Raw genomic sequence first — 24,491 nt, forward strand, 5'->3', positions numbered from 1 at the left:
CTCAACAATGGGTGCAAGCCAGGAGTGAGCACCCGATGAGCCAGGAACCCGCCGACCCCCAGCGTGCCGAACGGCACGAGCAGATGTTTCCCACCCTCAAGCCCGAGGAGATCGCGCGCATCAGTCGCTTCGGCACGCTGCAGCATTTCCCGCGCGGCAGCATGCTGGCCAAGGCCGGCCAGCGCGGGCCTGGCATGGTGGTGGTGCTCGCCGGCCGGGTGCGCATCAGCCAGCGCAACGGCCTGGGCGAGGTCGTCCCCATCATCGACAACGGGCCCGGCCAGTTCATGGCCGAGGTGGGCCAGCTGTCCGGCGCCGCCGCCCTGGTCGACGCCGAGGTGCTGGACGATACCGAGGCCCTGGTGATCCCGACCGAGCAGCTGCGCGCGCTGATCATCGGCGAGGCCGATCTGGGCGAGCGCATCACCCGCGCGCTGATACTGCGCCGCGTCGGCCTGATCGAGGCCGGCATCAGCGGGCCGGTGCTGGTGGGTGCGCCGGACTCGCCGGCCATCGTGCGCCTGCAGGGCTTCTTGCGCCGCAACGGTCAGCCGCACCAGCAGATGCAGGCCAGCGAATGCTCGGCCACCGCCGCGCTGCTGGAGCAGTACGGGGTGGCGGCCGACGATGCGATGGTGGTCTGCCCGAACGGCGCGGTGCTGGTCAACCCCAGCGAGGCCCAGCTGGCGCGCTGCATCGGCATGCTGGACATGCGCGTGCGCGAGGAGCTGTTCGATGTGCTGATCATCGGCGCCGGCCCGGCCGGGCTGGCGGCGGCGGTCTATGCGGCCTCGGAGGGGCTGTCGGTCGGGGTGCTGGACTGCCGGCATTTCGGCGGCCAGGCCGGGGCCAGCGCCCGCATCGAGAACTATCTGGGCTTTCCGACCGGCATCTCCGGCATGGCGCTGGCCGGGCGCGCCTTTGTGCAGGCGCAGAAGTTCGGTGCCGACCTGATGATCCCGTCCGAGGCGCTGGCGCTGGACTGCAGCCGCGCCGGACCCGAGGGCGAGCTGCGCCTGCAGCTCAGCGATGGCCGCTGGCTGCGCAGCCGCACGGTGGTGGTCGCCAGCGGTGCGCGCTACCGCCGGCCCGAGGTGCCGCGGCTGGCAGAGTTCGAGGGCCGCGGGGTCTGGTACTGGGCCTCGGCGGTGGAAGCCAGGCTGTGCGCCCAGGCCGAGGTGGCCCTGGTCGGCGGCGGAAATTCGGCCGGCCAGGCCGCCGTCTTCCTGGCCGGGCATGCGGCCAAGGTGCATATGCTGGTGCGCGGTCCCGATCTGTCGGCCAGCATGTCGCGCTATCTGATCGACCGCATCAGCCACACGCCCAATATCGAGCTGTGCACCCATACCGAGCTCTGCGGGCTGCGCGGTGAGCGCGGTGGCAGCCTGAACGGGCTGCGCTGGCGCGACCGGCGCAGCGGCGCTGAGCATGACTGCGATACCCGCAATCTGTTCCTGTTCGTCGGCGCCGAGCCCGAGACCGGCTGGCTGGAGGGCTGCGGCGTGGCCGTCGATGCCCGCGGCTTTGTGCTGACCGGAGCGGCCGCGGCCGAGGCGGCCGGCGCCTATCTGCCGGCCGCGCTGGAGGCCAGCGTGCCGGGGGTGTTCGCGGTCGGCGATGTGCGGGCCGGCTCGGTCAAGCGGGTCGGCGGCGCGATCGGCGAGGGCGCGGCGGCGGTGGCCCAGATCCACAGCTATCTGGCCGGAGGCTGAGCATGCGGCTGCGCCTCAAGGTGGTGTGCGGTGTGCTGCTGCTCTCCAGCTTGTTGGGCGGCCTGGGACTGTGGATGCTGCGTGCCAGCGTGGCCGCCAGCCATCTGGAACTCGAGCAGCGCGCCGCCCGCGAACACTTTGTGCGCCTGCTGCAGACACTGGACGACGAGCTGGCGCTGCGCGACCGGGTGCTGCGCGAGTGGAGCATCTGGCCGGATTTCTACCAGTTCGCCGAGGACGGCAACCGGCAGTTCGCCGAGCGCAATCTGACGCCGCAAAGCATCGCCAACTCCAGCCTCAACTGGCTGGGCTTCTACGACCCGCAAGGCCAGTTGCGGCACAGCATCGGCGCGCCCGGCCAGGCGGTCGAGCTGCGGCTGCCGCAGGACTTCAGTGCTGCGGTGCAGGCCCAGCTGAGCCGGCCGGCCATCGATACGCGCCTGCCTTGCGGGCTGGCGCGGCTGCGCCAGGACCTGATGATGGTGTGCCGCCGGCCGCTGCTGGACGGACTCAGCGGCGCGCCCGCGCGCGGCACGGTGGCGATCGCCGAATGGCTGAGCCCGGCGGTGATGCTGGCGGTGGCGCGGCGCAGTGGGCTGGACAGCAAGCTGCGCCTGCTGCGCGAGGGCGAGGTCTTGCCGGGCCGGCCGGCGAGCTTGGACTTCCAGGCGCTGACCGGCGACGGCCCGGTCTGGCTGGACGATGCGCCCGACTGGCTGCTGATCAGCTGGCCGGTGCAGGACCTGGCCGGCGCGCCGGTGGCGGTGCTGGAGACGCGCTGGCCGCGCCATATCCAGCAGCGTGGTCAGGAACTGCTGGGGCGGGTGCAGTGGGTGTTGCTGGGCCTGGCGGTCGCGCTGACCCTGGGCCTGCTGCTGCTGGCCGACCGTCTGGTGGTGGCGCGGCTGGTGCGGCTGCGCCGCGAGCTGGCCGATATCCGCGAGCAGCGCCAGTGGGGCCGCCAGGTCACGGTGCAGGGCCAGGACGAGATCACCGAGCTGGCCGGCGGCGCCAACCATCTGCTGGGCGTGATCGCATCCCAGGTCCATGTGCTGGAGCGGCTCTCGCAGACCGATGCGCTGACCGGGCTGGCCAACCGGCGCTGCTTCGGCGAGCGCCTGGAGTTGGCGATGCGCCAGCGCCAGCGCCGCAGCGATGCCGCGCTGAGCCTGCTGCTGATCGATGTCGATCACTTCAAGGCCTTTAACGACCGCTACGGCCATCACCAGGGCGATCTGGCGCTGCAGGCGCTGGCGGCCTGTCTGGCCCAGGTGGCGCGCCGACCCGAGGATCTGGCGGCACGCCTGGGTGGCGAGGAGTTTGCGCTCTTGCTGACGGCCGACCGCAGCGGCGCCGAGCATTGCGCGACCGAGCTGCGCGCCGCGCTGGCGGCCCGGGGCATCGCCCATGAGGCCGGCGGCCCGGGCGGCCTGCTGACCCTCAGCATGGGCCTGGCCCTGGCGGTGCCCGGCGAGAGCTCGGACGAGTTCTACCAGCGCGCCGATGCGGCCCTGTACCGCGCCAAGGCGGCGGGGCGCGACCGGCTGATGGAATGAGCGGGGCTAGTTGGCCGCGTCGGTCTTGACCTCGACGCGGTGGCCGTCCAGATCGCTGAACATCGCGCCGAAATAGCTGTCGCTGATATCGGGCCGCAGCCGTGGCGTGAACAGGTCCTGGCCGCCGGCCGCCAGCGCGGCCGCATGGACCTGCACGACCTGCTCGCGCGAGGCGGCGCGCCAGGCGATATGGGCGCCGGGCGCGGTCACCGGGGTGTCGGCCGGATAGATGAAGAAGCACCAGTGCTGGGCGCTGCCGAAGGCGGCTTCCTTGCCGGTATCGCGCAGCAGGCCCAAGCCCAGCGGGGCCAGCACGCGGGCATAGAAGGCGGCGGCTTCGGCATAGTGCCGGGAGCCGATGGAGACATGGTCGATCATGGGGCGTCGCTTGTCGGTGGATGTCGATGAATAATGCGCAGCCCTCAGTGTCGCGGCCGGACGGCGCCGCTGCGGCGCATAGGGCCGGGCCGGTTTGCGGCCTGGCCGCATCTTTTCAGCCGTTTTTGCATGATGACCCTGGACGCCCTGGACAAACGCATCGTCGCGCTCTACCAAGAAGACACCACCCGCTCGGGAGAATGGATCGGTGCCCATGTCGGGCTGTCGGCGGCGGCGGTGCAACGCCGTCTCAAGCGCTTGCGCGAGCAGGGCGTGATCCTGGCCGAGGTGGCGCGGCTGGATCCGCGCGCGCTGGGCCTGCACCTGACGGCCCTGGTGCATGTGGACCTGGTGGACGAGTCGGCGCTGGCCGCCGGCGCCTTCTGCCAGCGCCTGCTGGCGCGGCCTGAGGTGCAGCAATGCTATGGCGTGACCGGTGAGGCCGACTATGTGCTGGTCATCGTCGTGGCCGATCTGCCCTCCTACGAAGCTTTCTGCGCGGCCTGTCTGCTGCACGACGCCAATGTACGCAGCTTCAAGACGCAGATCGTGCTGGACGCCGTGCGGCGCGCCGGGCCGCTGGCGATCCCCGACTGAGCGCCGGGCCGGCATGGCGGCCAGGCCATAGGGTCAGGTCTTGCCCAGCCACTCGCCGCGCAGCAGCCGCAGCCGGGTCCAGAACTTGGCATCCTGCGCGGTCGCGAAGTTGATGCGCATCAGCGTGCCGGCACGCCGCGTCGCGCTGAACAGCAGGCCCGGCGCGATCAGCCAGCCTTCGTCGAGCAGGCGCTGGGCCAGCCGCTCGGTGTCGACGCCGACATCGACCCAGCCGAACAGGCCTTGCGGCGGCGTGACGAAGCGGCAGCCGGCCTCCAGCGCCAAGCGCACCGAACGGCTGCGCGCGGCGTCGAGCCGGCTCAGCACCCGCTCGGCATGGCGGCGAAGCTGGCCCTGTTCCAGGCAAATCGCGACAGCGCGGTCCAGCAGCGGGCTGGTGGTCAGGGTCGACAGCAGCTTCAGCTCGGTCAGCTTGGCAATGCGCTCCGGGCTGGCCGCCAGATAGCCGACCCGCCAGGCCGGGGTCAGGATCTTCGAGAAGCCGGAGACATAGAGCGTGCGCCGCAGACCGTCCAGTGCCGACAGTCGCGGCGCATGGTTGGGCGCCAGCCAGGCATAGGTATCGTCCTCGACGATCAGCAAATCGCCGGCCTCGGCCAGCTTCAGGATCTGGTGGGCGGCGGCCAAGGACAGCGTGTGGCCGGTCGGGTTGTGCAGCACCGAGACGGTGACATACATGCGCGGCCGGTGCTGCTCGATCAGGCGCTGCATGATGGCCAGATCCGGCCCATCGGCACCTCGGGGCACCGGCAGCAGCCGCATGCCGGCCTGGCTCAGCCGGGCGTATTCGATGGCCCAGCCGGGGTCGTCGACCAGCACCGCGTCGCCGGGGTTCAGCAGGCTGCGGGTGATCAGGTCCAGCCCATGGGTGGCGCCCACCGTCGACATGATCTGCGCCGGCTGGGCCGCGATGCCCAGATCGGCCAGGCGCTGGGCCAGCGCCGCGCGCAGCCGCGCATCGCCGCCGGGCTCGCCGTACTGCAGGGCCAGCTGGTCCGGTCCCTCGCTCTGGGCCAGCACCTTGCGCATCGCGCTCTGCAGCATCGGCAGGTCCAGCCACTCGGCCGGCAGGGTGCCCAGGCCCGGCGCGCTGCGCGCATCGGCCTGGAACATGCCACGTATCAAGGCGGTGGCATCAAACGGCGCCTGGCTCTGCAGGCGCACGGGGCGCGGCTCGGGCGCGGCTGTGCGCCCGGCCCGCACGCCGGACTCCCGGACAAAGAAGCCGCGCTGCTTGCGCGCCTCCAGCAGGCCCTGGGCCAGCAGCTGGTCGTAGGCGGCGACCACGGTGTAGGGGCTGACGCCATGATGCCGTGCGCATTCGCGCACCGAGGGCAGGCGTGAGCCCGGCAGCAGCAGGCGCTGGGCGATGCGCTCGGAAAAGCGCTGTGCCAGCTGTTCGGCCAGCGGCACGCTGGAGGCGCGTGACAGGATGGCCGCGTTGTTGCCGCTACTGCTTGTGCTGGTGTCCATGCCAATACAGTCGTTTGTGATGTCCGGCAAAGTGTACTGGTTCTGTATTGGTTGTCGAGACTAGACTGGGACGCATGACAGCCCTCGCCAGCCCGCCGCCCGCCCGTCTCGACGACGCCAGTCGCGGGTTGTTGCTGGGGGCTCTGGGCGTGTTCATCTTCGCCCTGAGCATCCCGATGACGCGGCTGGCCGGCGGCACGGCGGCGGCGCCGCAGCTCGATCCGCTGTTCGTCGCGCTGGGCCGGGCGGCGCTGGCCGGCCTGCTGTCGACCGCCTATTTGTGGCTGAGCGGCGCGTCCCGGCCCCGGCGCGAGCAATGGGCGCCGCTGGCCTGGACCGCGGCCGGCGTGGTGTTCGGCTGGCCGCTGCTGCTGGGTTATGCGGTGCGCCATGTCGATGCGGTCCATGCCTCGGTGATTTCGGGCGTGCTGCCGCTGGCCACCGCCGCGATGGCTGCCCTGGTGCTGCGCCAGCGGCCGTCGCTGGGTTTCTGGGCCTGCGCGCTGGCCGGTCTGGGCCTGGTGATCGCGTTTGCCTGGTGGCGCGGCGCGGCCGGCTTCCAGTGGGCCGATGGCCTGCTGTTGGGCGCGGTGCTGAGCGCCTCGGCCGGCTATGTGGGCGGCGCGCGGCTGAGCGCGCAGATGCCGCCGCAGCAGGTGATCTGCTGGGTGCTGGTGCTGAGCCTGCCGATCACGCTGCCGGTGGCGGCCCTGACCTGGCCGGCCCAGCCGGTGGCCTGGTCGGCCTGGGGTGGGTTTCTGTATGTCTCGCTGTTCTCGATGTGGCTGGGCTTCTTCGCCTGGTACCGAGCGCTGGCGATAGGCGGCACGGTGCGGGTCAGCCAGGTGCAGGTGATCCAGCCCTTTTTGTCGATGCTGCTGGCCGTGCCGGTGCTGGGCGAGCGGCTCGATGCGATGACCCTGGTGTTCGCGCTGGCGGTCATTGCGATGGTGTGGCTGGGCAAGAGAATGCCGGTGGAGACGCGCCCATGAGAACGCTGGGAATCCTGGGTGGCATGAGCTGGGAGTCCAGCGCCCATCTGTACAAGCTGCTGAATCAGGGCATGGCCGCCAGGCTGGGCGGCCTGCACAGCGCGCGGCTGATCTTGCACAGCGTCGACTTTGCCGAGATCGAGGCGCTGCAGCGCCGTGGTGACTGGGCCGCAGCGGCCGCCCTGCTGGGCCGTGCCGGCGCCGGGCTGAAGGCGGCCGGTGCCGAAGGCCTGCTGATCGCGACCAACACCATGCACAAGGTGGCCGATGAGATCGAGGCCTTGAGCGGCCTGCCGCTGATCCACATCGTCGACGGCACGGCCGCCGCGCTGCGCGCCGCCAGCATCGAGCGTGCCGGCCTGCTGGCGACCGCCTACACGATGGAGCAGGATTTCTACCGCGGCCGCATGGCGCGCCACGGCATCGAGTTGCTGACGCCCGATGCGCCGGGCCGTGCCGAGGTCCACCGCATCATCTATGAGGAGCTGTGCCGGGGCCGCATCGTCGATGACTCGCGCCGCTTCTATGAGCAGCAGGTCGCTGCGTTGGCCGCTGCCGGCGCGCAGGCGGTGATACTGGGCTGCACCGAGGTCTGCCTCTTGCTCGACCCGGCCACGGCGTCCACCCCCGTGCCCCTTTTTGACAGCACATCGCTCCATGCGCAGGCCGCACTGGACTGGATATTGGCTGCGCCACAATCGAATAAACCTGTTGGAGACCTGAAACCATGAGCAGCCCCTGGACCCAAGCGCGCCGTGCCGCGCGCATGAACCCGTCGATCATCCGCGAGATCCTGAAGGTCACCGAGAAGCCCGGCATCCTGTCGATGGCCGGCGGCCTGCCCTCGGCCGACACCTTTCCGGTCGACGCGCTGAAGGCCGCCTGTGACCAGGTGCTGAGCAAGAACGCCAAGGAGGCGCTGCAATATGCCTCCAGCGAGGGCTTTGCGCCGCTGCGCGAATGGGTGGCGGCCAAGGTCGGCAGCTTGGGCCTGAACGCGCGACCCGATCAGGTGCTGATCACCAGCGGCTCGCAGCAGGGCCTGGATCTGGTTGGCAAGATCCTCTGCGATGCCGGCGCGCCGGTGGCCGTCGAGACCCCCACCTATCTGGGCGCGCTGCAGGCCTTCACGCCCTATGAGCCCATCTTCACCAGCCTGGCCAGCGACGAGCAGGGCGTGCGCCCCGAGGCTTTTGGCCAGCTGCCGCACGATGCGCCGGGCACGCGCTTCGCCTATCTGCTGCCCAACTACCAGAACCCGACCGGCCGGGTGATGAGCCTGGCCCGCCGCGAGGCCGTGGTGGCCGCCGCCCAGGCCGCGCGCGTGCCCATCGTCGAGGACAACCCCTATGGCGATCTGTGGTTCGACGAGCCGCCGCCGGCCTCGCTGAGCTCGCTGTGGCCCGAGGGCTCCGTCTACCTGGGTTCTTTCTCCAAGGTGCTGACGCCGGGCTTCCGTTTGGGCTACATCGTCGCGCCCGATGAGCTGTATCCGAAGCTGCTGCAGGCCAAGCAGGCGGCCGATCTGCACACGCCGGGCTTCAATCAGCGCGTGGTCCACGAGGTCATCAAGAACGGCTTCCTCGACCTGCATGTGCCCAAGATCCGGGCCCGCTACAAGGCCAATCGCGATGCGATGGCCGCCGCGCTGCAAGAGCATCTGCCGCCCGGCTGCGAATGGCAGAGCCCGGCCGGCGGCATGTTCTTCTGGATCCGTCTGCCCGAGGGTTTTGATGCGATGGCCTTGCTGCCGCTGGCCGTCGAGGCCGGCATCGCCTATGTGCCGGGCGCGGCCTTCTATGCCCACAAGCCCGACCCGCGCAGCCTGCGCCTGTCCTTCGTGACCCTGACGCCGGAGCTGATCACCGAGGGCGTGGCGATCCTGGGCCGGGTCTTGCGCGAGGCCCTGGTCGAGACGGCGGAGACGACGACGCCATGAGCCAGCTCAGAAGGTTTGCCCAGGTCGATGTGTTCACGGCCGAGCCCCTGCGGGGCAATGCGCTGGCCGTCGTGATCGACGGCGAGGGCCTGGACGAGGCGCAGATGGCCGCGTTCGCGCGCTGGACCAATCTGTCCGAGACCACCTTCTTGCTGCCGCCCACCGACCCGGCGGCGGACTACCGCCTGCGCATCTTCACACCCGGCGGTGAGCTGCCTTTCGCCGGTCATCCGACCCTGGGCTCCGCCCATGCCTGGCTGGCTTCCGGTGGCGATCCGAGGAAGCCCGGCGAGCTGGTGCAGCAGTGCGCGATCGGCCTGGTGAGGCTCAAGCGCGAGGGCACACGGCTGGCTTTTGCCGCGCCGCCGCTGCGGCGCAGCGGGCCGGTCGAGGAGCCGGCGCTGCGTGCCCAGGTGGCGCGTTCGCTGCGGCTGGATGAGGCCGAGCTGCTCGATGTGGTCTGGGTCGACAATGGCCCGGGCTGGATGGCGGCGCGGCTCAAGGATGCGGCGGCGGTGCTGGCGCTGCGGCCGGATTTCGTCGCGATGCAGGGGCTCAAGCTGGGCGTGGTCGGTGCCTATCCCGCCGGGGCGGCCGAGGCTTTCGAGGTGCGCGCCTTCGTGCCCGGCCTGGGTGTGCCCGAGGATCCGGTCACCGGCAGCCTCAATGCCGGCCTGGCCTTGTGGCTGCAGGGGGCAGGTCTTGCGCCCGAGCGCTATATTGCAGCGCAGGGCGCGGCGCTGGGGCGGGCCGGCAAGGTGCATGTGGCGCGCGAGGGTGAGCACACCTGGATAGGCGGCGATGTGACGCCGCTGATCCATGGCCAAGTGAGGCTTTGAGCAGCATGGAACTCGATCATCTGGTGGTGGGTGCGGACACGCTGGAGGCCGGCGTGGCCTGGTGCGAACGGGTGCTGGGCGTCACGCCCGCTCCCGGCGGCAAGCACGCGCTGATGGGCACGCACAACCGCCTGCTGAACATCAGCGGCCTGAATCACCCGCGCAGCTACCTGGAGATCATCGCGATCGACCCCGAGGCGCCGGCCCCGGGCCGCGCGCGCTGGTTCGATCTGGATCAGCCGGGCCTGCAAGCGGCCCTGAAGCGGGGGCCGGGCCTGATCCACTGGGTGGCGCGGGTGCCGAATCTGGAGGCCGCGCTGGCCTACTGGCGTGGCGAGGGCGTCGACGCCGGCGAGCCGGTGGCGGCCTCGCGCGGCGCACTGAGCTGGCAGATCGCGCTGCGCGAGGATGGTCGCCGGCTGCGGCGCGAGGCGCTGCCGACCTTGATCCAGTGGGGCGAGGCCCATCCGACCGATACCTTGCCGGCCAGCGGCGTGCAGTTGCTGGGCTTTGACTCGCGCGATGGCCTGAAGGCCAGGCTGCGGACACCGCAGGGCGAGGTCGAGCTGGACTTGGTCGGATGACGACGGACCCCACGCTGGATCTGTTTCGCGAGGACGCGACGCTGCGCGAATGCACGGCGCGCCTGCTGCGCGCCGACGAGCGCGGCCTGCTGCTGGACCGCACGGTGTTCTATCCGATGGGCGGCGGCCAGGCCGGCGATGCCGGCGTGTTCGAGCTGCCCGATGGCCGGCTGATCGTGATCGCCGACACCCGCAAGGGGGAGGGGGGCGAGATCCTGCATCTGCCCGCCGGCGATCAGCCGCTCGATGGCCTGAGCCCGGGCGCCATCGTGCGGGCCCGGATCGACTGGTCGCGCCGCCATGCCCATATGCGTTTTCATACCGCCACACACCTGCTGTGCGCGCTGGTGCCGCATCCGGTCGATGGCTGCTCGATCACGGCCGGCTATGCGCGGCTGGACTTCCATATGACCGAGGCGCTGGACAAGGACGAGCTGACGGCCGGCATCGCGCGGCTGGTGGCCGCCGCCCATCCGGTCACTCATCGCTGGATCAGCGACGAGGAGCTGGATGCGAACCCGGGCCTGGTGCGCAGCATGAGCGTGCAACCGCCGCGCGGATCGGGGCGGGTGCGGCTGCTGAGCATCGAAGGCATAGACCTGCAGCCCTGCGGTGGCACGCATGTGGCGAACACCGCCGAGATCGGTGCGGTCGTCGTGACGAAGATAGAGAAGAAGTCCGCGAAGACGCGCAGAGTCGTGCTGGGGTTCTCGACATGAAGCTATTGGGACGTGCTGCCTCGATCAATGTGCGCAAGGTCTTGTGGACCTGTGCCGAACTGGGCCTGGACCCCGAGCGTGAGGAGCCGGACATGGCCGCGCCGGCGCTGCGCCAGCTCAATCCCAACGCGATGGTGCCGGTGCTGCTGGACGGCGACTTCGTGCTCTGGGAGAGCAACAGCATCTGTCGCTATCTGGCCGGGCGTGAGCAGCGCGTCGACCTCTTGCCGGCCGCGCCGCGCGCGCGGGCGCTGGTCGAGCAATGGATGGATTGGCAGGCCGGCGAGCTGAACAACGCCTGGCGCTATGCCTTCATGAGCCTGGTGCGGCGCAGCCCTGCGCATCAGGATGCGGGCCTGCTGCAGGCCGGCGTGGCCGGCTGGAACCGGCACATGGGGATGCTGGACGAGCGGTTGGCGGGCAGCGGCGCCCATGTCTGCGGCGCCGAGTTCACGCTGGCCGATGTGGTGCTGGGCCTGTCGGTGCAGCGCTGGATGATGACGGCGATGGACAAGCCGGCACTGCCGGCCGTCCAGGCCTATTACGAGCGTCTGAGCGAGCGGCCGGGCTTCATGGCCCATGGCCGCAACGGCCTGCCCTGAACAGGGCTCAGCCGCTCAGCCGCTCAGTCGTTGCGGAAGTTGTCGTGGCAGGACTTGCAACTGCCGGCGGCACTGCCGAAGGCGGCTTTCAGCTGGTCGAGGTTGTTGGCCTTGGCGGCCGCCGCCAGCTTGATGACCTCGTCCTGCATCTTCTTCGCGCCCTCGTCGAACTTGGCCCGCTCGGTCCAGACCTTGGTGTTGGGCTGGCCTTTCTCGGTGCCCGCCGTGCCTTCGACAAAGCCGGCATAGGGCAGCTTGGACATCGCGACGACGATGTCGGCGTTCGCCGCTGCGGCCGCCGCATCGAAGGGCACGCGGCCCTGGGCCATCGCGCCGATGCGGCCGAAATGCGTGGCCATCACGGTGAAGGCGGCCTTGCGGTACTTGACGGCATCCTCGGGCTTTTGGAACTGCGCGGCGGCGGGCAGGGCGCTGGCCAGACCGGCCAGGGCGGCCAAGGTGATCAGGGTGTGCTTCATCATGCTGGGGATTCCTTGCAGACGGGTTGATCAGGCGCGAGTGGCGCTTCGCCACGGGCTCGTGCAGTGTACGAAGGCTTGGCCTTGTTTGCAGGGCTGGGCCGGGGCCAGTTCTTGCGTTATCTTTGCCGCCATGCAATGGCGGGGTGACAACAATGGCTGAGGCTTCGACGAGCGGGGCGACGAGCCTGGTGCGGGTCTGGGATTTGCCGACGCGGCTGTTCCACTGGGTGCTGGCGCTGTGTGTGCTGGGCTCGGTGATCAGCGCCAAGATCGGCGGCAATGCCATGGTCTGGCATATGCGGCTGGGCTATGCGGTGCTGACCCTGCTGCTGTTTCGCCTGCTATGGGGCCTGGTGGGCGGGCGCTGGTCGCGCTTTGCCAGCTTCATCTACAGCCCGGCCGCCTGGCTGCGCTATCTGCGTGGCCGCCCGCAGCGCGGCGACTGGTTCGAGGTCGGGCACAGCCCGCTGGGTGCCCTGTCGGTGCTGGCGATGCTGGGCTGGCTTGTGGTGCAAGTGGGTTCGGGTCTGATTGCGGATGACGAGATCGCGATCACCGGGCCGCTGGTGCGCTTCGTCTCAATGGACACCAGCCTGGCTTGGACCGGGCATCACAAGAGCTGGGGGCAATGGCTGATCTATGCCTTGGTCGCGCTGCATCTGCTGGCCATCGTGTTCTATCGCGTCGTCAAGAAGCGCCGCCTGGTCGGGCCGATGATCAGCGGTGACAAGGCGCTGCCGCCCGAGGTGCCGGCCTCGCGCGACAGCGCCGCCACCCGCTGGCTGGCGCTGCTGTTGCTGGCGGCGAGCGCGGCGGCCGTGGCCTGGCTGGTGAGCCTGGGTACACTTTGACGCGTTCATGAGCAGTCCCGACATCACCCTGATAGCTCCCGACGATGCCGAAGGCTGGCAGGCCGTCCGCGAGATCCTGCGCGAGTACAGCCAGAGCTTGGCGGTCGACCTCAGCTTCCAGAACTTCGAGGCCGAGCTGCAGCAGCTGCCTGGGCAGTATGAGCGGCCGGGTGGCCTGATGCTGCTGGCTCTGGTCGATGGCGCGCTGGCCGGCTGCGGGGCCTTCCGCAACCTGCCCGATTCCGACTATCCGAACGCCTGCGAGATGAAGCGGCTCTATGTGCGGCCGGCGTTTCGCCGTTTCGGCCTGGGCCGCACGCTGGCCCAGGCCCTGATCGACCGTGCGACCGAGGCCGGCTACTCGGCCATGCTGCTGGACACGCTGGACGATATGGAGGCGGCGCGCGGGCTTTATGAAAGCCTGGGCTTTGTCGAGGTGCCGCCGTTTTATTTCAATCCGGTGCCGGGCGCGCATTATCTGAAAGTCGAGTTGGGCTGAGTTACAGCGCATTACCGCCGTAGCATCGCGGCATGACCGATGAACTGATCGAATTGGCCGGCCCGCACCGGGCCACGCTGGGCGAATCGCCGCTCTGGCACGCGCAGGAGCAAGCCCTCTACTATGTGGACATCGCCGAGCGCCAGGTCTTGCGCCTGGACCCCGCCAGCGGCGCGCTCAAGTCCTGGCAGCTGGACAGCGAGCCCGGCTGCATCGCGCTGCTGGCCGGTGGCGGTCTGCTGGTGGCCCGGCGCGACGGCTTGTGGCGGCTCGACACCGAAAGCGGCGCGCAGGCGCAGATCGCTCCCGCACCCTATGACGCGGCGCGTCAGCGCTTCAACGACGGCAAGCCCGATGCGCAGGGGCGCTTCTGGGTCGGCACGATAGACGATGCGCGCGCCCCTGATTCGGCGCTGTTCCGCTTTGCCGGCGGCGCGTTCGAGCAGATGGCCAGCGGTATCGTCACCTCCAACGGCCTGGCCTGGAGCCCGGACCAACGCCGGCTCTACTGGTCGGATACCAAGGCGCATCAGATCTATCAGCTGGATTTCGATGCGGACAGCGGCGCGGTCAGCAACAAGCGTCTGTTCGCCGGCTTTGCGCCGCGCGCCGCCGGCGCCTCACTGGATGGGTATGGCGGCCGGCCCGATGGCGCGGCGGTCGATATCGAGGGTTGTTACTGGGTGGCGATGTTCGAGGGCCAGCGCCTGCTGCGGCTCTCGCCCGAGGGCCAGGTGCTGCGGGAGCTGCGCCTGCCGGTGCGCTGCCCGACCATGCCCGCTTTTGGTGATGCCGATCTGCGCACGCTCTACATCACGACGGCCTGCGAGAAGCGGCCGGCCGAGGAACTGTCGGCCCAGCCCTGGGCCGGCTGCGTGCTGAAAGTGCGGGTCGAGGTGCCGGGCTTGCCGGCGCAGATTGCCCGGCTCTGAGGCCGCGCCCTGCCAGAAGTCATGATCGCCGGCAAGTACGCCTGACCGACTTGTAGGGAGACCCCGCCACCCGCCTTGGCGGCGATGTGCGGGTTTCCACATATAATCTTTGGGTTTTGCCGACCAGCCCCGAGTTGCCGTGAATCCAAACCCTCTGCGCGCACGACCGAAAGCCGTGCCCAGCGCTGATGAGGGGCAGGACAGCCGCTGGGGTGATGAGGGAGGAGATGCGGACGATGACGCGGCTTTCAAGCCCCTGACGCGAGAGCAAGCGCAGGCCTTGAAGGCACGGAGTCCTCTGCTGTCGCCCTGGCAGATCGTGGCGGCCCAGGCGTTGGCGGGATTGTTGTGCGTCCTGCTGTGGGGTTTGTTCACGTTCGAGGCCGGCAAGGCGTGGTCGGCGCTGTTGGGCGCGATCGCGGTGGTGCTGCCGAATGCCTTGATGGCATGGGGCACGACCCGACGACCGGTGAATCACGCGGGAGCCGCTCTGGTCTCGCTGATGATCTGGGAGTTGATCAAGATCTTTCTGGTCATTGCCATTTTGGTGGCGGTGGTCAAGATGGTAGGCAATCTGAGTTGGCCGGCACTGCTGCTGACCATGATTGTGTGCCTCAAGGTTAATTGGCTGGTCCTGCTCACGCGGGGCCGATTCAAGAAAATTAGCGACGGAAACTGATATGGCAGCCGAAGGACATGGGCCCAGCGCTGGTGAGTACATCACTCACCACCTGCAACATCTGCAGAAGAATTTCTCGTTCGAGAGCGTCAAGCAGACCAGCATCGTCGACTTCAGCGTCTTCAATCTGGACTCGGTGGCGTTCTCGCTGCTGCTGGGCGTGATCGGCTGCTTCGTGCTGTGGCGCGCCGCGCGCAAGGCCACCTCGGGCGTGCCGGGCCGCTTCCAGGCTGCCGTCGAGATCCTGTCCGAGATGGTCGAGAACCAGGCCAAGGGCGTGATCCACAACGCCAAGAGCCGCAAGCTGGTCTCGCCGCTGGCGCTGACCGTGTTCGTCTGGATCTTCCTGATGAATGCGATGGACATGCTGCCGGTCGACCTGATCCCTGCGATCTGGCACAGCGCCGGTCCGGCCCTGGGTTTCAAGGACTACATGCGTGTCGTGCCGACCGCCGACCTGTCCACCACGCTGGGCCTGTCGAGCAGCGTGCTGCTGATGTGCTTCTTCTACAACATCAAGATCAAGGGCCTGGGCGGCTGGGGTCATGAGCTGATCTCGGCGCCGTTCGGCGCGCACTGGGCGCTGTGGCCCTTCAACTTCCTGATGCAGGTCATCGAGTTCGTCGCCAAGACGGTCTCGCACGGCATGCGGTTGTTCGGCAATATGTTTGCCGGCGAACTGGTCTTCATGCTGATCGCACTGATGGGTGGTGCGTTCACGCTGTCGGCTACGGGCATCGGCCTGGCCATTGGCCATGTCATTGCCGGTACGGTGTGGACCTTGTTCCACATTCTTGTGATCACGCTGCAGGCCTTCATCTTCATGATGCTGACGCTGATCTACATCGGTCAGGCGCACGACGCGCATTGATCACGAGTTTCTCTTTTCTCTTTCTTTCTTTCATCTCTCTAGGAGCAAATAATGGAAAACATCCTCGGCCTCGTGGCACTGGCTTGCGGCATCATCGTTGGTCTGGGCGCTATCGGCGCTTCCATCGGCATCGCGCTGATGGGTGGCAAGTTCCTGGAGTCCTCGGCTCGCCAGCCTGAGCTGATGAACGAACTGCAAACCAAGATGTTCATCTTGGCCGGTCTGATCGACGCTGCTTTCCTGATCGGCGTGGCTATCGCTCTGCTGTTCGCGTTCGCCAACCCCTTCGTGCTGGCCTGATAACTCCCGAACCTTTCACGACTTGAAAGGATCGTGCCGTGAATATCAACGCAACCCTATTTATCCAGGCGATCGTCTTCGCGATCCTGGTGTGGTTCACGATGCGTTTCGTCTGGCCGCCTATCACCAAGGCGCTGGATGAACGTGCAGAGAAGATCCGCGACGGCCTGGCCGCTGCGGATAAGGCCAAGGCCGAGTTGGCAACCGCCAACAAGAAGGTCGACGAGCAACTCGCACAAACGCGCAACGAAACCACCAAGCTGCTGGCCGACGCCGAAAAGCGTGCCGCTGCCATCGTGGACGAAGCCAAGAAGCGTGCCGAGGACGAGGGCGCCAAGATCGTGGCCGCCGCTAAGTCCGAAGCCGATCAGCAAGCCACCCGCGCCCGCGAGGCCCTGCGCGAGCAGGTCGCTGCGCTGGCCGTCAAGGGTGCCGAGCAAATTCTGCAGCGCGAGGTCAACGCCTCGGTGCATGCCGAATTGCTGGGCCGTCTGAAGACGGAGCTGTAATCATGGCTGAGCTCGCAACCATTGCACGCCCTTACGCTGAAGCGCTCTACCAGGTCGCCAAGAAGCACGATGTGAAGGCTTGGGGCCAGGCGCTCGACGCGCTGTCCCTGGTCGCGCAGGATGCCGATCTGCGCCAGTTCGCCGATAACCCCAAGGTCACGTCCGAGCAGGTCTACGCGGTCATCACCGCGGCGGCCAAGCAAGACCTGGCCCCGGAGCTGCAGAACTTCCTGCGCGCGGTGATCGAGAACTCGCGCCTGGCGGCTCTGCCGGCGGTGGTCGGACAGTTCCATGTCCTGGCCAACGCGGCTGACGGCGTGGCTGATGCGCAGATCTTCAGCGCCTACCCCATCGAAGCAGCCCAGCTGAGCGATGTGGTGGTCACGCTGGAAAAGCGCTTCGGTCGCAAGCTCGAAGCCCATGTATCGCTGGAGCCCTCGCTGATTGGCGGTATCCGCGTGGTGGTTGGCGACGAGGTGCTGGACACCTCGGTCAAGGCCCGCCTGGAACGCATGAAGGTGGCCCTGACCGCTTGACCGAATCAAGCGCGACGACACCGAGACCGAATCACCCCCTTAGCCCGGCCGTGACACTGCCTTGTGCAGCGCGCGGAAGGGCCGAGCAGATGGGAGCAAGCAATGCAACTGAATCCTGCTGAAATTTCCGAACTCATCAAGTCCCGTATCGAGGGTCTCGGTGCATCGACGGACGTCCGTAACCAGGGCACCGTGGTGTCCGTGTCCGACGGCATCTGCCGCATCCATGGTCTGTCCGACGTGATGCAAGGCGAAATGCTGGAGTTCCCGGCCGACGCCAACGGTCAGCCCTCGTTCGGCCTGGCCCTGAACCTCGAGCGCGACTCCGTCGGCGCCGTGATTCTGGGCGCCTACGAGCACATCTCCGAAGGCGATACCGTCAAGTGCACGGGCCGCATTCTGGAAGTGCCGGTCGGCCCCGAGCTGATCGGCCGCGTCGTCAACGCGCTGGGCCAGCCTATCGACGGCAAGGGCCCGATCAACGCCAAGATGACCGACGTGATCGAGAAGGTTGCCCCGGGCGTGATCGCCCGCAAGTCGGTCGACCAGCCGGTGCAGACCGGCCTGAAGTCGATCGACTCGATGGTGCCCGTCGGCCGTGGCCAGCGCGAGCTGATCATCGGCGACCGCCAGACCGGCAAGACCGCCGTGGCCATCGACGCCATCATCAACCAGAAGGGTCAGAACATGACCTGCGTCTACGTTGCGATCGGCCAGAAGGCTTCGTCGATCAAGAACGTGGTGCGCGCTCTGGAGCAGGCCGGCGCGATGGAGTACACCATCGTCGTGGCCGCCTCGGCCTCCGACTCGGCCGCGATGCAGTATGTGTCGGCCTACTCGGGCTGCACGATGGGCGAGTACTTCCGCGACCGCGGCCAAGACGCGCTGATCATCTATGACGACCTGTCCAAGCAAGCCGTCGCCTACCGCCAGGTCTCGCTGCTGCTGCGCCGTCCGCCGGGCCGCGAAGCCTACCCGGGCGATGTGTTCTATCTGCACAGCCGCCTGCTGGAGCGCGCCGCTCGCGTGAACGCTGACTATGTCGAAGCCTTCACCAAGGGTGAAGTCAAGGGCAAGACCGGTTCGCTGACGGCACTGCCCATCATCGAAACGCAGGCCGGCGACGTGTCCGCTTTCGTGCCGACCAATGTGATCTCGATCACCGACGGTCAGATCTTCCTGGAAACCAGCCTGTTCAACGCCGGTATCCGCCCCGCGATCAACGCCGGTATCTCGGTGTCGCGCGTCGGTGGTGCGGCCCAGACCAAGCTGATCAAGGGCCTGTCCGGCGGTATCCGTACCGACCTGGCGCAGTACCGTGAGCTGGCCGCGTTCGCGCAGTTCGCTTCCGATCTGGACGAGTCGACCCGCAAGCAGCTGGACCGCGGTGCCCGCGTGACCGAGCTGCTGAAGCAGGCCCAGTACTCGCCGCTGCCGATCAGCCTGATGGCCGCGACGCTGTACGCGGTGAACAAGGGCTTCATGGACAGCCTGGACGTCAAGAAGGTCCTGGCCTTCGAACACGGCCTGCACCAGTTCCTGAAGACCAGCCATGCCGCTCTGCTGGCCAAGCTCGAAGCCGACCAGGCCTTCGACAAGGAAGGCAAGTCCGAAGCCGAACTGAACGCCGCGATCACCGCGTTCAAGAAGTCCTTCGCCTAATGACCATGACCGGGCGCGTATTGAAGCAATTCGGCACGGCCCGGCCCTAGACAGGAGAAATCATGGCATCAAGCAAGGAAATTCGCGGCAAGATCAAGTCGGTCGAGAACACCAAGAAGATCACCAAGGCCATGGAAATGGTCGCCGCTTCCAAGATGCGCAAGGCGCAGGAGCGGATGCGCTCGGCTCGTCCCTACAGCGAGAAGATCGGCAATATCGCCGCCAATCTCGCCACGGCCAACCCCGAGTACAAGCACCCCTTCCTGGTCAAGAACGAGCAGGCCAAATCGGCTGGCTTCGTCGTCGTGACCACGGACAAGGGCTTGTGCGGCGGTCTGAACACCAACCTCTTGCGCGCGGCCACGGCCAAGCTCAAGGAGCTGGAGACGGCCGGCCAGAAGGCCGAGGTCGTTGCCATCGGCAACAAGGGCCTGTCCTTCATGAACCGGATCGGCGCCAAGGTGGTCTCGCAGGTCACGCAACTGGGCGACCAGCCGCACATCGAGAAGATGATCGGCCCGGTCAAGGTGCTGCTGGACGCTTATGCCGAAGGCAAGCTGTCCGCCGTCTACCTCTGCTACACCCGCTTCATCAACACGATGAAGCAGGAGCCGGTGGTGCACCAGCTGCTGCCGCTGACGACCGAAGGCATGAAGACCGATGGTGGCACGCACTCGTGGGACTACATCTACGAGCCCGATGCCGCGACCGTGATCGACGAGCTGCTGCTGCGCTACACCGAGGCCCTGGTCTACCAGGCTGTGGCCGAAAACATGGCGTCCGAGCAGTCGGCACGCATGGTGGCCATGAAGGCCGCGACTGACAACGCAGGCACCCTGATCGGTGAGCTGAAGCTGGTCTACAACAAGACCCGCCAGGCTGCGATCACCAAGGAACTGTCGGAAATCGTCAGTGGCGCTGCCGCCGTGGGCTGACAAGCAGGCTACGCAATAGTTTTTGGAATTGAAGGAACGAAAAAATGGCTAACACTCAATCAGTGGGCAAGATCGTTCAGTGCATCGGCGCCGTGGTGGACGTGGAATTCCCGCGCAACCAGATGCCGAAGATCTATGACGCGCTGAAGATGGAAGGTTCCGCCCTGACTCTGGAAGTCCAGCAGCAGCTGGGCGACGGTATCGTGCGCACCATCGCGCTGGGCTCGTCGGACGGCCTGCGCCGCGGCACCCAGGTCTACAACACCGGCGACAACATCAAGGTGCCGGTGGGCAAGGCGACGCTGGGTCGCATCATGGACGTGCTGGGCGCGCCCATCGACGAGCGCGGCCCTGTCGACCAGGCGCTGACCGCGTCGATCCACCGCACGGCCCCGGCCTACGACGAGCTGAGCCCGTCGCAAGACCTGCTGGAAACCGGCATCAAGGTGATCGACCTGATCTGCCCGTTCGCCAAGGGCGGCAAGGTGGGTCTGTTCGGCGGCGCCGGCGTCGGCAAGACCGTCAACATGATGGAGCTGATCAACAACATCGCCAAGGCTCACTCGGGTCTGTCGGTGTTCGCGGGTGTCGGCGAGCGTACCCGCGAGGGCAACGACTTCTATCACGAGATGGCCGATTCGGGCGTCGTGAACCTCGAGAAGCTCGAAGACTCCAAGGTCGCGATGGTCTACGGCCAGATGAACGAGCCTCCGGGCAACCGTCTGCGCGTGGCCCTGACCGGTCTGACCATCGCCGAGTCCTTCCGTGACGAAGGCCGCGACGTGCTGTTCTTCGTGGACAACATCTACCGCTACACGCTGGCCGGTACCGAAGTGTCCGCGCTGCTGGGCCGTATGCCTTCCGCTGTGGGCTACCAGCCGACGTTGGCCGAGGAAATGGGCCGTCTGCAAGAGCGGATCACGTCGACCAAGGTCGGCTCGATCACCTCGATCCAGGCCGTCTACGTCCCTGCGGATGACTTGACCGACCCCTCGCCGGCCACGACCTTCGCCCACCTGGACGCCACCGTCGTGCTGTCGCGTGACATCGCCTCGCTGGGTATCTACCCCGCCGTGGACCCGCTGGACTCGACCTCGCGTCAGATCGACCCGAACGTGATCGGCGAAGAGCACTACAACACGACCCGTGCGGTGCAGGGCATCCTGCAGCGCTACAAGGAACTGCGCGACATCATCGCCATCCTGGGTATGGACGAACTGGCTCCGGAAGACAAGCTGACCGTGGCCCGCGCCCGCAAGATCCAGCGCTTCCTGTCGCAGCCTTTCCATGTGGCCGAAGTGTTCACCGGCTCGCCCGGCAAGTACGTGCCGCTGAAGGAAACCATCCGCGGCTTCAAGATGATCGTGGCCGGCGAGTGCGATCACCTGCCCGAGCAGGCCTTCTACATGGTCGGCACCATCGACGAAGCCTTCGAGAAGGCGAAGAAGCTGCAGTAATTGCGATACCAGCGGCACGCGGCTCGACGGGGCCGTGCGCCGCTGATCCGTTACCGAAGTTTCTTAACGCTAAGGAAGATTGAGATGGCAACTATCCACGTTGATGTGGTTTCCGCCGAAGAGCTGATCTTCTCGGGCGAGGCCAAGTTCGTCGCGCTGCCGGGCGAAGGCGGTGAGCTGGGCATCCTGCCCCAGCACACGCCGCTGATCACCCGTATCAAGCCCGGTGCGGTGCGCATCGAGAAGTCCGATGGCGGCGAAGAGTTTGTCTTCGTGGCTGGCGGCATTCTGGAAGTGCAGCCCGGCACGGTCACCGTGCTGGCCGACACCGCGATCCGCGGCAAGGACCTGGACGAAGCCAAGGCCTCGGAAGCCAAGAAGCTGGCCGAGGAAGCGATGAAGAACGCCAAGAGCGATATCGACTTCGCCGCCGCGCAAAGCGAGTTCGCCGCGATGGCCGCCCAGATCGCTGCGCTGCGGAAGTTCCGCAAGAAGTAAACGGCAGGCCCCTGGTGGGCACTCTGCTCTGCAACGGCAGGATGTGCGAGAAGTCGCACTCCTGCCGTTGCTCTTTGGTGATCGTGAAAAAGCTCCCTCGCCGAAACATTACAGTTACATACCCACCCGAATCCATCGGGCAGGGAATAAAGACTGTTGAGGGAGTTCTATGCAAGTTTCTGTCTTGGCCCAGCGGGCCGGTTTGGCGCTGGCGGTGTCGGCATTGTTTGGATGCGCCGCAACCGAGCAATCACGGACGATCGAGGTGCCCAAGCCTGCCGCCGTTGCGCCGGTCACGCAGGGTGCGCGCTCGCCCATCGCTGTTGGCAAGTTTGACAACCGGTCCAGTTTCATGCGCGGCATGTTCTCTGACGGGCTGGATCGTCTCGGTTCGCAATCCAAGTCCATCCTGATCGCCCACCTTCAGCAGAGCCAACGCTTCAATGTGCTGGACCGAGACAACCTTGAAGAGGCCAAGCAGGAAGCCCAATTCAAGGCGGGCGCTTTGAACATCAAGGGTGCGGATTATCTCGTCACGGGTGCCGTGACCGAATTCGGTCGCAAAGAGGTCGGTGATCAGCAATTGTTCGGGCTCTTGGGTCGCGGCAAATCTCAGGTTGCTTATGCCAAGGTGACCTTGAATGTGGTCAACAGCCAGACCTCAGAAGTGACGTTCTCCGTCCAAGGGGCAGGTGAATACACCCTGTCCACTCGGGAGGTCGTGGGCTTTGGCGGGACCGCCAGCTACGACTCGACCTTGAATGGCAAGGTGCTGGACTTGGCCATCAAGGAAGCCGTCACCGCTCTGGTGGCTGGTGTCGATGCCGGTGCCCTGCGCACTCAACGGTGAGGAGCCGCATATGACTCTCTATCACCTCGTGTCGCGCCTGGGATCTCTTGCTCTGATCGTCTCGCTTGTCGCATGTGCCGCACCTCAAAAACCGCTTTACCAGTGGAACGGCTACCAATCGCGCCTCTATGAGCACTTCAAGAGTGGTGGTGCCAATGCTGGCGAGCAGATCACCGCACTCGAAGCGCAACTGCTGAAGAACAAGGCTGCCGGCGAAGCTTCGCCACCGGGTCTGCACGGTCACCTGGCACTGCTGTACAGCAAGGTCGGCAACGATCAAGCGGCCCGTGCGCATCTGGAGGCTGAGCGTGCCTTGTTCCCCGAGTCGGCGGCCTATGTCGACTTCCTGCTCAAGAGCGGCAACGCTGACGCCAAGCCTGCCTCCAAGAGCTGAGCCAAAGAAAACTGGGAGATTGATCATGAAAAAAACCTACGAGTTGCTGCGCCGCCTGCTGGCCGTGGTGGGTCTGGCCGCGCTGACTGCTTGCGCCACCCAGACAAAGCCTTATGACTACACTGCGCTCAAGGAGGCAAAGCCGGCCTCGCTGCTGATCTTGCCGCCACTGAACGACTCGCCGGATGTTGCCGCTACTTACAGTGTCTATTCACAGTTGACGCAGCCACTGGCCGAGTCGGGCTACTACGTGTTGCCCGTATCACTTGTTGACGAAACGCTGCGTGCGAATGGCGTGGTCAACCCGGCCGAAGCCCAATCTATCGAGCCGGCCAAACTGCGCCAGATCTTTGGCGCCGATGCGGCCCTTTACGTCGTCGTCAAGCGCTATGGCTCGGTCTACAAGGTCGTGTCCAGCGATGCAACGGTTGAAGTGGAGGCGAAGCTCGTCAGTCTCAAGACGGGACAGCAACTGTGGGATGGCAAGGCCGTGGCTTCCACAGCTGAGCAGAACAACAGCAATCAAGGTGGTTTGGTAGGGATGCTGGTGAAAGCGGTGATCGACCAGGTGGCCAACAACCTGACCGAACGCAGCCATGGGGTTGCCGCCATCGCCGGCCAGCGCTTGTTGACAGCAGGCACACCCAACGGACTTTTGCACGGTCCGCGCGCGCCTGCTGCTGCGAAGAACTAAGATTCGGCTCCAGGCGCTACGACCCACCGGCTTGCCGGTGGGTTTTTCTTTTCTGTCATGAATACACGCATAGTTCCTACTCACTACCAAGGGCTGGAGGCCCTGGAGCTGCTCGCTCCCGACGGCGCCCGCGCCACGCTGCTGCTGCACGGCGCCCATATCGTCTCCTGGGTGCCGGCCGGCGCCGACGAGCAGCTGTACCTGTCGCCGAAGTCGGTCTTCGCCACCGGCCAGGCGATACGCGGCGGCGTGCCGGTGTGTTTTCCGCAGTTCGCCGCGCGCGGTCCGCTGCAAAAGCATGGTTTCGCGCGCAACAAGCCCTGGCAGCTGGTGTCGGCCGAGCAGGGCGAGGATGACGCGCTGGCGGTCTTGCGTCTGGCCGATGACGCTGCCTCGCGCATGTTCTGGCCCCATGCCTTCGAGGCCGAGCTGAGCGTGCGCGTGGCCGGTCGCAGCCTGGAGATCGAACTCGCCTGCGAGAACCGTGGCGACACGGCCTTCAGCTTTACCGGTGCGCTGCATAGCTATCTGCGCGTTCAGGATCTGAATGAAAGCAGCGTTCAGGGCCTGTCGGGCCTGCATTACTGGGACTCGGTCGAGAACGTCGAGAAGAGCCAGCGTGTCGACCTGCTGCTGCCCGGCAGCCCCGGTGCGCAGGATCTCGACCGCATCTATCACCAGGTCAAGCAAGACCTGACCCTGATCGAGCAGCGCGGCGCCGACAAGCGCGAGCTGCTGATCCGCCAGCAGGGCTTCGAGGACGCGGTGCTCTGGAACCCCGGCGCCGAGAAGTGCGCGGCGCTGGCCGATATGCCGGCCGAGGGCTGGCGGCAGATGCTGTGCATCGAGGCGGCGGCCATCGAGCATCCGATCACGCTGGCTCCCGGCGAGGGCTGGGCCGGCATGCAAAGCCTGACCCTGCTCTAGCGC

29 protein-coding genes are annotated in these 24,491 nt (G+C 66.8%); 26 read left to right on the plus strand and 3 right to left on the minus strand.

Going from position 1 to position 24,491, the window contains the following annotated elements; genetic code table 11:
- Positions 1-35 precede the first annotated feature (35 nt).
- Both O5M90_RS19435 and O5M90_RS19440 read left to right on the plus strand, forming a co-directional pair.
- Positions 36-1,712, plus strand: coding sequence for an FAD-dependent oxidoreductase (locus O5M90_RS19435; RefSeq protein ID WP_137942779.1), 1,677 nt, complete (start codon positions 36-38; stop codon positions 1,710-1,712).
- A 2-nt stretch (positions 1,713-1,714) separates the two neighbouring features.
- Positions 1,715-3,268 (plus strand): GGDEF domain-containing protein, encoded by a 1,554-nt coding sequence (locus O5M90_RS19440; RefSeq protein WP_269840035.1) that lies wholly within the window; start codon positions 1,715-1,717, stop codon positions 3,266-3,268.
- Between the two features lie 6 nt (positions 3,269-3,274).
- On the opposite strand, the gene O5M90_RS19445 is transcribed toward O5M90_RS19440, so the two are convergent.
- Complete coding sequence (locus O5M90_RS19445) at positions 3,275-3,646, minus strand: VOC family protein (RefSeq protein WP_269840036.1); 372 nt, start codon at positions 3,644-3,646, stop codon at positions 3,275-3,277.
- Between the two features lie 129 nt (positions 3,647-3,775).
- Between O5M90_RS19445 and O5M90_RS19450 the strand changes: the two genes are divergently transcribed.
- Complete coding sequence (locus tag O5M90_RS19450) at positions 3,776-4,243, plus strand: Lrp/AsnC family transcriptional regulator (RefSeq protein ID WP_440402271.1); 468 nt, start codon at positions 3,776-3,778, stop codon at positions 4,241-4,243.
- A gap of 33 nt (positions 4,244-4,276) precedes the next feature.
- Here the strand turns inward: O5M90_RS19450 and O5M90_RS19455 are convergent, their stop codons facing one another.
- On the minus strand, positions 4,277-5,737 hold the full coding sequence (locus tag O5M90_RS19455) for an aminotransferase-like domain-containing protein (RefSeq protein ID WP_269840038.1): 1,461 nt from the start codon (positions 5,735-5,737) through the stop codon (positions 4,277-4,279).
- Positions 5,738-5,811: 74 nt separating this feature from the next.
- Between O5M90_RS19455 and O5M90_RS19460 the strand changes: the two genes are divergently transcribed.
- From O5M90_RS19460 to O5M90_RS19490, 7 genes are read left to right on the plus strand one after another with little or no spacing between them, the layout of a single operon-like run.
- Positions 5,812-6,729, plus strand: a complete 918-nt coding sequence (locus O5M90_RS19460; RefSeq protein WP_269840039.1) for a DMT family transporter — start codon at positions 5,812-5,814, stop codon at positions 6,727-6,729.
- Entirely contained in the window at positions 6,726-7,460 is a 735-nt protein-coding gene (locus O5M90_RS19465) for an aspartate/glutamate racemase family protein (protein ID WP_137942784.1), read from the plus strand. The genes O5M90_RS19460 and O5M90_RS19465 overlap by 4 nt, the downstream gene beginning before the upstream one ends.
- On the plus strand, positions 7,457-8,668 hold the full coding sequence (locus O5M90_RS19470) for an aminotransferase-like domain-containing protein (RefSeq protein WP_269840040.1): 1,212 nt from the start codon (positions 7,457-7,459) through the stop codon (positions 8,666-8,668). The genes O5M90_RS19465 and O5M90_RS19470 overlap by 4 nt, the downstream gene beginning before the upstream one ends.
- The gene (locus O5M90_RS19475) at positions 8,665-9,507 is read left to right on the plus strand and encodes a PhzF family phenazine biosynthesis protein (protein ID WP_262971730.1); all 843 of its coding nucleotides are present in this window, start codon (positions 8,665-8,667) and stop codon (positions 9,505-9,507) included. Before O5M90_RS19470 ends, O5M90_RS19475 begins: the two co-directional genes overlap by 4 nt.
- A 5-nt stretch (positions 9,508-9,512) precedes the next feature.
- Positions 9,513-10,091: a VOC family protein gene (locus O5M90_RS19480; protein WP_269840041.1), complete on the plus strand. Its 579-nt coding sequence runs from the start codon at positions 9,513-9,515 to the stop codon at positions 10,089-10,091.
- On the plus strand, positions 10,088-10,810 hold the full coding sequence (locus O5M90_RS19485; RefSeq protein ID WP_440402273.1) for an alanyl-tRNA editing protein: 723 nt from the start codon (positions 10,088-10,090) through the stop codon (positions 10,808-10,810). Before O5M90_RS19480 ends, O5M90_RS19485 begins: the two co-directional genes overlap by 4 nt.
- Positions 10,807-11,412 carry a glutathione S-transferase family protein gene (locus O5M90_RS19490; protein ID WP_269840042.1) on the plus strand — a complete coding sequence of 202 codons (606 nt, stop codon included), beginning with the start codon at positions 10,807-10,809 and terminating at the stop codon, positions 11,410-11,412. Before O5M90_RS19485 ends, O5M90_RS19490 begins: the two co-directional genes overlap by 4 nt.
- 23 nt (positions 11,413-11,435) lie before the next feature.
- On the opposite strand, the gene O5M90_RS19495 is transcribed toward O5M90_RS19490, so the two are convergent.
- The gene (locus O5M90_RS19495) at positions 11,436-11,894 is read right to left on the minus strand and encodes a c-type cytochrome (RefSeq protein WP_432767364.1); all 459 of its coding nucleotides are present in this window, start codon (positions 11,892-11,894) and stop codon (positions 11,436-11,438) included.
- A 152-nt stretch (positions 11,895-12,046) separates the two neighbouring features.
- Here O5M90_RS19495 and O5M90_RS19500 point away from each other — a divergent pair, with 152 nt between their 5' ends.
- The 16 genes from O5M90_RS19500 to O5M90_RS19575 all read left to right on the plus strand — a co-directional run bounded on the left by O5M90_RS19500 (position 12,047) and on the right by O5M90_RS19575 (position 24,488).
- Positions 12,047-12,745: a cytochrome b/b6 domain-containing protein gene (locus O5M90_RS19500; protein WP_262971728.1), complete on the plus strand. Its 699-nt coding sequence runs from the start codon at positions 12,047-12,049 to the stop codon at positions 12,743-12,745.
- Positions 12,746-12,752: 7 nt separating this feature from the next.
- Positions 12,753-13,244 (plus strand): GNAT family N-acetyltransferase, encoded by a 492-nt coding sequence (locus O5M90_RS19505; protein ID WP_262971727.1) that lies wholly within the window; start codon positions 12,753-12,755, stop codon positions 13,242-13,244.
- 32 nt (positions 13,245-13,276) lie between these two features.
- Complete coding sequence (locus O5M90_RS19510) at positions 13,277-14,176, plus strand: SMP-30/gluconolactonase/LRE family protein (protein ID WP_269840044.1); 900 nt, start codon at positions 13,277-13,279, stop codon at positions 14,174-14,176.
- A 109-nt stretch (positions 14,177-14,285) separates the two neighbouring features.
- Positions 14,286-14,855, plus strand: coding sequence for an ATP synthase subunit I (locus O5M90_RS19515; protein ID WP_440402275.1), 570 nt, complete (start codon positions 14,286-14,288; stop codon positions 14,853-14,855).
- Between the two features lies 1 nt (position 14,856).
- Entirely contained in the window at positions 14,857-15,726 is an 870-nt protein-coding gene (gene atpB / locus O5M90_RS19520; protein WP_137942793.1) for a F0F1 ATP synthase subunit A, read from the plus strand.
- A gap of 51 nt (positions 15,727-15,777) precedes the next feature.
- Positions 15,778-16,026: a F0F1 ATP synthase subunit C gene (atpE, locus tag O5M90_RS19525; protein ID WP_137942794.1), complete on the plus strand. Its 249-nt coding sequence runs from the start codon at positions 15,778-15,780 to the stop codon at positions 16,024-16,026.
- 38 nt (positions 16,027-16,064) lie between these two features.
- Positions 16,065-16,535, plus strand: a complete 471-nt coding sequence (locus O5M90_RS19530; protein WP_137942795.1) for a F0F1 ATP synthase subunit B — start codon at positions 16,065-16,067, stop codon at positions 16,533-16,535.
- Between the two features lie 2 nt (positions 16,536-16,537).
- The gene (locus O5M90_RS19535; RefSeq protein WP_269840046.1) at positions 16,538-17,071 is read left to right on the plus strand and encodes a F0F1 ATP synthase subunit delta; all 534 of its coding nucleotides are present in this window, start codon (positions 16,538-16,540) and stop codon (positions 17,069-17,071) included.
- 102 nt (positions 17,072-17,173) lie between these two features.
- Positions 17,174-18,733, plus strand: a complete 1,560-nt coding sequence (gene atpA / locus O5M90_RS19540; protein ID WP_137942797.1) for a F0F1 ATP synthase subunit alpha — start codon at positions 17,174-17,176, stop codon at positions 18,731-18,733.
- A gap of 62 nt (positions 18,734-18,795) precedes the next feature.
- Entirely contained in the window at positions 18,796-19,668 is an 873-nt protein-coding gene (gene atpG / locus O5M90_RS19545) for a F0F1 ATP synthase subunit gamma (protein WP_137942798.1), read from the plus strand.
- 44 nt (positions 19,669-19,712) lie between these two features.
- Entirely contained in the window at positions 19,713-21,125 is a 1,413-nt protein-coding gene (gene atpD / locus O5M90_RS19550) for a F0F1 ATP synthase subunit beta (protein WP_137942799.1), read from the plus strand.
- A gap of 84 nt (positions 21,126-21,209) precedes the next feature.
- A complete protein-coding gene (locus O5M90_RS19555; protein ID WP_137942800.1) occupies positions 21,210-21,623 on the plus strand; it encodes a F0F1 ATP synthase subunit epsilon in 414 nt (137 codons plus the stop codon).
- 169 nt (positions 21,624-21,792) lie between these two features.
- The gene (locus O5M90_RS19560; RefSeq protein WP_269840047.1) at positions 21,793-22,473 is read left to right on the plus strand and encodes a CsgG/HfaB family protein; all 681 of its coding nucleotides are present in this window, start codon (positions 21,793-21,795) and stop codon (positions 22,471-22,473) included.
- Between the two features lie 10 nt (positions 22,474-22,483).
- Positions 22,484-22,867, plus strand: a complete 384-nt coding sequence (locus O5M90_RS19565) for a DUF4810 domain-containing protein (RefSeq protein WP_269840048.1) — start codon at positions 22,484-22,486, stop codon at positions 22,865-22,867.
- A gap of 25 nt (positions 22,868-22,892) precedes the next feature.
- Positions 22,893-23,561, plus strand: a complete 669-nt coding sequence (locus O5M90_RS19570) for a DUF799 domain-containing protein (RefSeq protein ID WP_440402276.1) — start codon at positions 22,893-22,895, stop codon at positions 23,559-23,561.
- A 57-nt stretch (positions 23,562-23,618) separates the two neighbouring features.
- A complete protein-coding gene (locus tag O5M90_RS19575) occupies positions 23,619-24,488 on the plus strand; it encodes a D-hexose-6-phosphate mutarotase (RefSeq protein WP_269840050.1) in 870 nt (289 codons plus the stop codon).
- The last annotated feature ends 3 nt before the right edge of the window (positions 24,489-24,491 follow it).

This window comes from Paucibacter sp. M5-1, from assembly GCF_027498415.2.
Taxonomy (GTDB): domain Bacteria; phylum Pseudomonadota; class Gammaproteobacteria; order Burkholderiales; family Burkholderiaceae_C; genus Roseateles_E.

Bases quoted from the DNA above. Each gene is read 5' to 3' on its own strand.
- O5M90_RS19450 (WP_440402271.1), top strand. From the start codon at position 3,776: ATGATGACCCTGGACGCCCTGGACAAACGCATCGTCGCGCTCTACCAA.
- atpB (WP_137942793.1), top strand. From the start codon at position 14,857: ATGGCAGCCGAAGGACATGGGCCCAGCGCTGGTGAGTACATCACTCAC.
- O5M90_RS19475 (WP_262971730.1), top strand. From the start codon at position 8,665: ATGAGCCAGCTCAGAAGGTTTGCCCAGGTCGATGTGTTCACGGCCGAG.
- O5M90_RS19555 (WP_137942800.1), top strand. From the start codon at position 21,210: ATGGCAACTATCCACGTTGATGTGGTTTCCGCCGAAGAGCTGATCTTC.
- O5M90_RS19560 (WP_269840047.1), top strand. From the start codon at position 21,793: ATGCAAGTTTCTGTCTTGGCCCAGCGGGCCGGTTTGGCGCTGGCGGTG.
- O5M90_RS19465 (WP_137942784.1), top strand. From the start codon at position 6,726: ATGAGAACGCTGGGAATCCTGGGTGGCATGAGCTGGGAGTCCAGCGCC.
- O5M90_RS19485 (WP_440402273.1), top strand. From the start codon at position 10,088: ATGACGACGGACCCCACGCTGGATCTGTTTCGCGAGGACGCGACGCTG.
- O5M90_RS19440 (WP_269840035.1), top strand. From the start codon at position 1,715: ATGCGGCTGCGCCTCAAGGTGGTGTGCGGTGTGCTGCTGCTCTCCAGC.
- O5M90_RS19495 (WP_432767364.1), bottom strand. From the start codon at position 11,894: ATGATGAAGCACACCCTGATCACCTTGGCCGCCCTGGCCGGTCTGGCC.
- atpA (WP_137942797.1), top strand. From the start codon at position 17,174: ATGCAACTGAATCCTGCTGAAATTTCCGAACTCATCAAGTCCCGTATC.
- atpD (WP_137942799.1), top strand. From the start codon at position 19,713: ATGGCTAACACTCAATCAGTGGGCAAGATCGTTCAGTGCATCGGCGCC.
- O5M90_RS19480 (WP_269840041.1), top strand. From the start codon at position 9,513: ATGGAACTCGATCATCTGGTGGTGGGTGCGGACACGCTGGAGGCCGGC.
- O5M90_RS19490 (WP_269840042.1), top strand. From the start codon at position 10,807: ATGAAGCTATTGGGACGTGCTGCCTCGATCAATGTGCGCAAGGTCTTG.
- O5M90_RS19470 (WP_269840040.1), top strand. From the start codon at position 7,457: ATGAGCAGCCCCTGGACCCAAGCGCGCCGTGCCGCGCGCATGAACCCG.
- atpE (WP_137942794.1), top strand. From the start codon at position 15,778: ATGGAAAACATCCTCGGCCTCGTGGCACTGGCTTGCGGCATCATCGTT.
- O5M90_RS19570 (WP_440402276.1), top strand. From the start codon at position 22,893: ATGAAAAAAACCTACGAGTTGCTGCGCCGCCTGCTGGCCGTGGTGGGT.
- O5M90_RS19435 (WP_137942779.1), top strand. From the start codon at position 36: ATGAGCCAGGAACCCGCCGACCCCCAGCGTGCCGAACGGCACGAGCAG.
- O5M90_RS19455 (WP_269840038.1), bottom strand. From the start codon at position 5,737: ATGGACACCAGCACAAGCAGTAGCGGCAACAACGCGGCCATCCTGTCA.
- O5M90_RS19575 (WP_269840050.1), top strand. From the start codon at position 23,619: ATGAATACACGCATAGTTCCTACTCACTACCAAGGGCTGGAGGCCCTG.
- O5M90_RS19565 (WP_269840048.1), top strand. From the start codon at position 22,484: ATGACTCTCTATCACCTCGTGTCGCGCCTGGGATCTCTTGCTCTGATC.
- O5M90_RS19535 (WP_269840046.1), top strand. From the start codon at position 16,538: ATGGCTGAGCTCGCAACCATTGCACGCCCTTACGCTGAAGCGCTCTAC.
- O5M90_RS19510 (WP_269840044.1), top strand. From the start codon at position 13,277: ATGACCGATGAACTGATCGAATTGGCCGGCCCGCACCGGGCCACGCTG.
- atpG (WP_137942798.1), top strand. From the start codon at position 18,796: ATGGCATCAAGCAAGGAAATTCGCGGCAAGATCAAGTCGGTCGAGAAC.
- O5M90_RS19460 (WP_269840039.1), top strand. From the start codon at position 5,812: ATGACAGCCCTCGCCAGCCCGCCGCCCGCCCGTCTCGACGACGCCAGT.
- O5M90_RS19505 (WP_262971727.1), top strand. From the start codon at position 12,753: ATGAGCAGTCCCGACATCACCCTGATAGCTCCCGACGATGCCGAAGGC.
- O5M90_RS19445 (WP_269840036.1), bottom strand. From the start codon at position 3,646: ATGATCGACCATGTCTCCATCGGCTCCCGGCACTATGCCGAAGCCGCC.
- O5M90_RS19500 (WP_262971728.1), top strand. From the start codon at position 12,047: ATGGCTGAGGCTTCGACGAGCGGGGCGACGAGCCTGGTGCGGGTCTGG.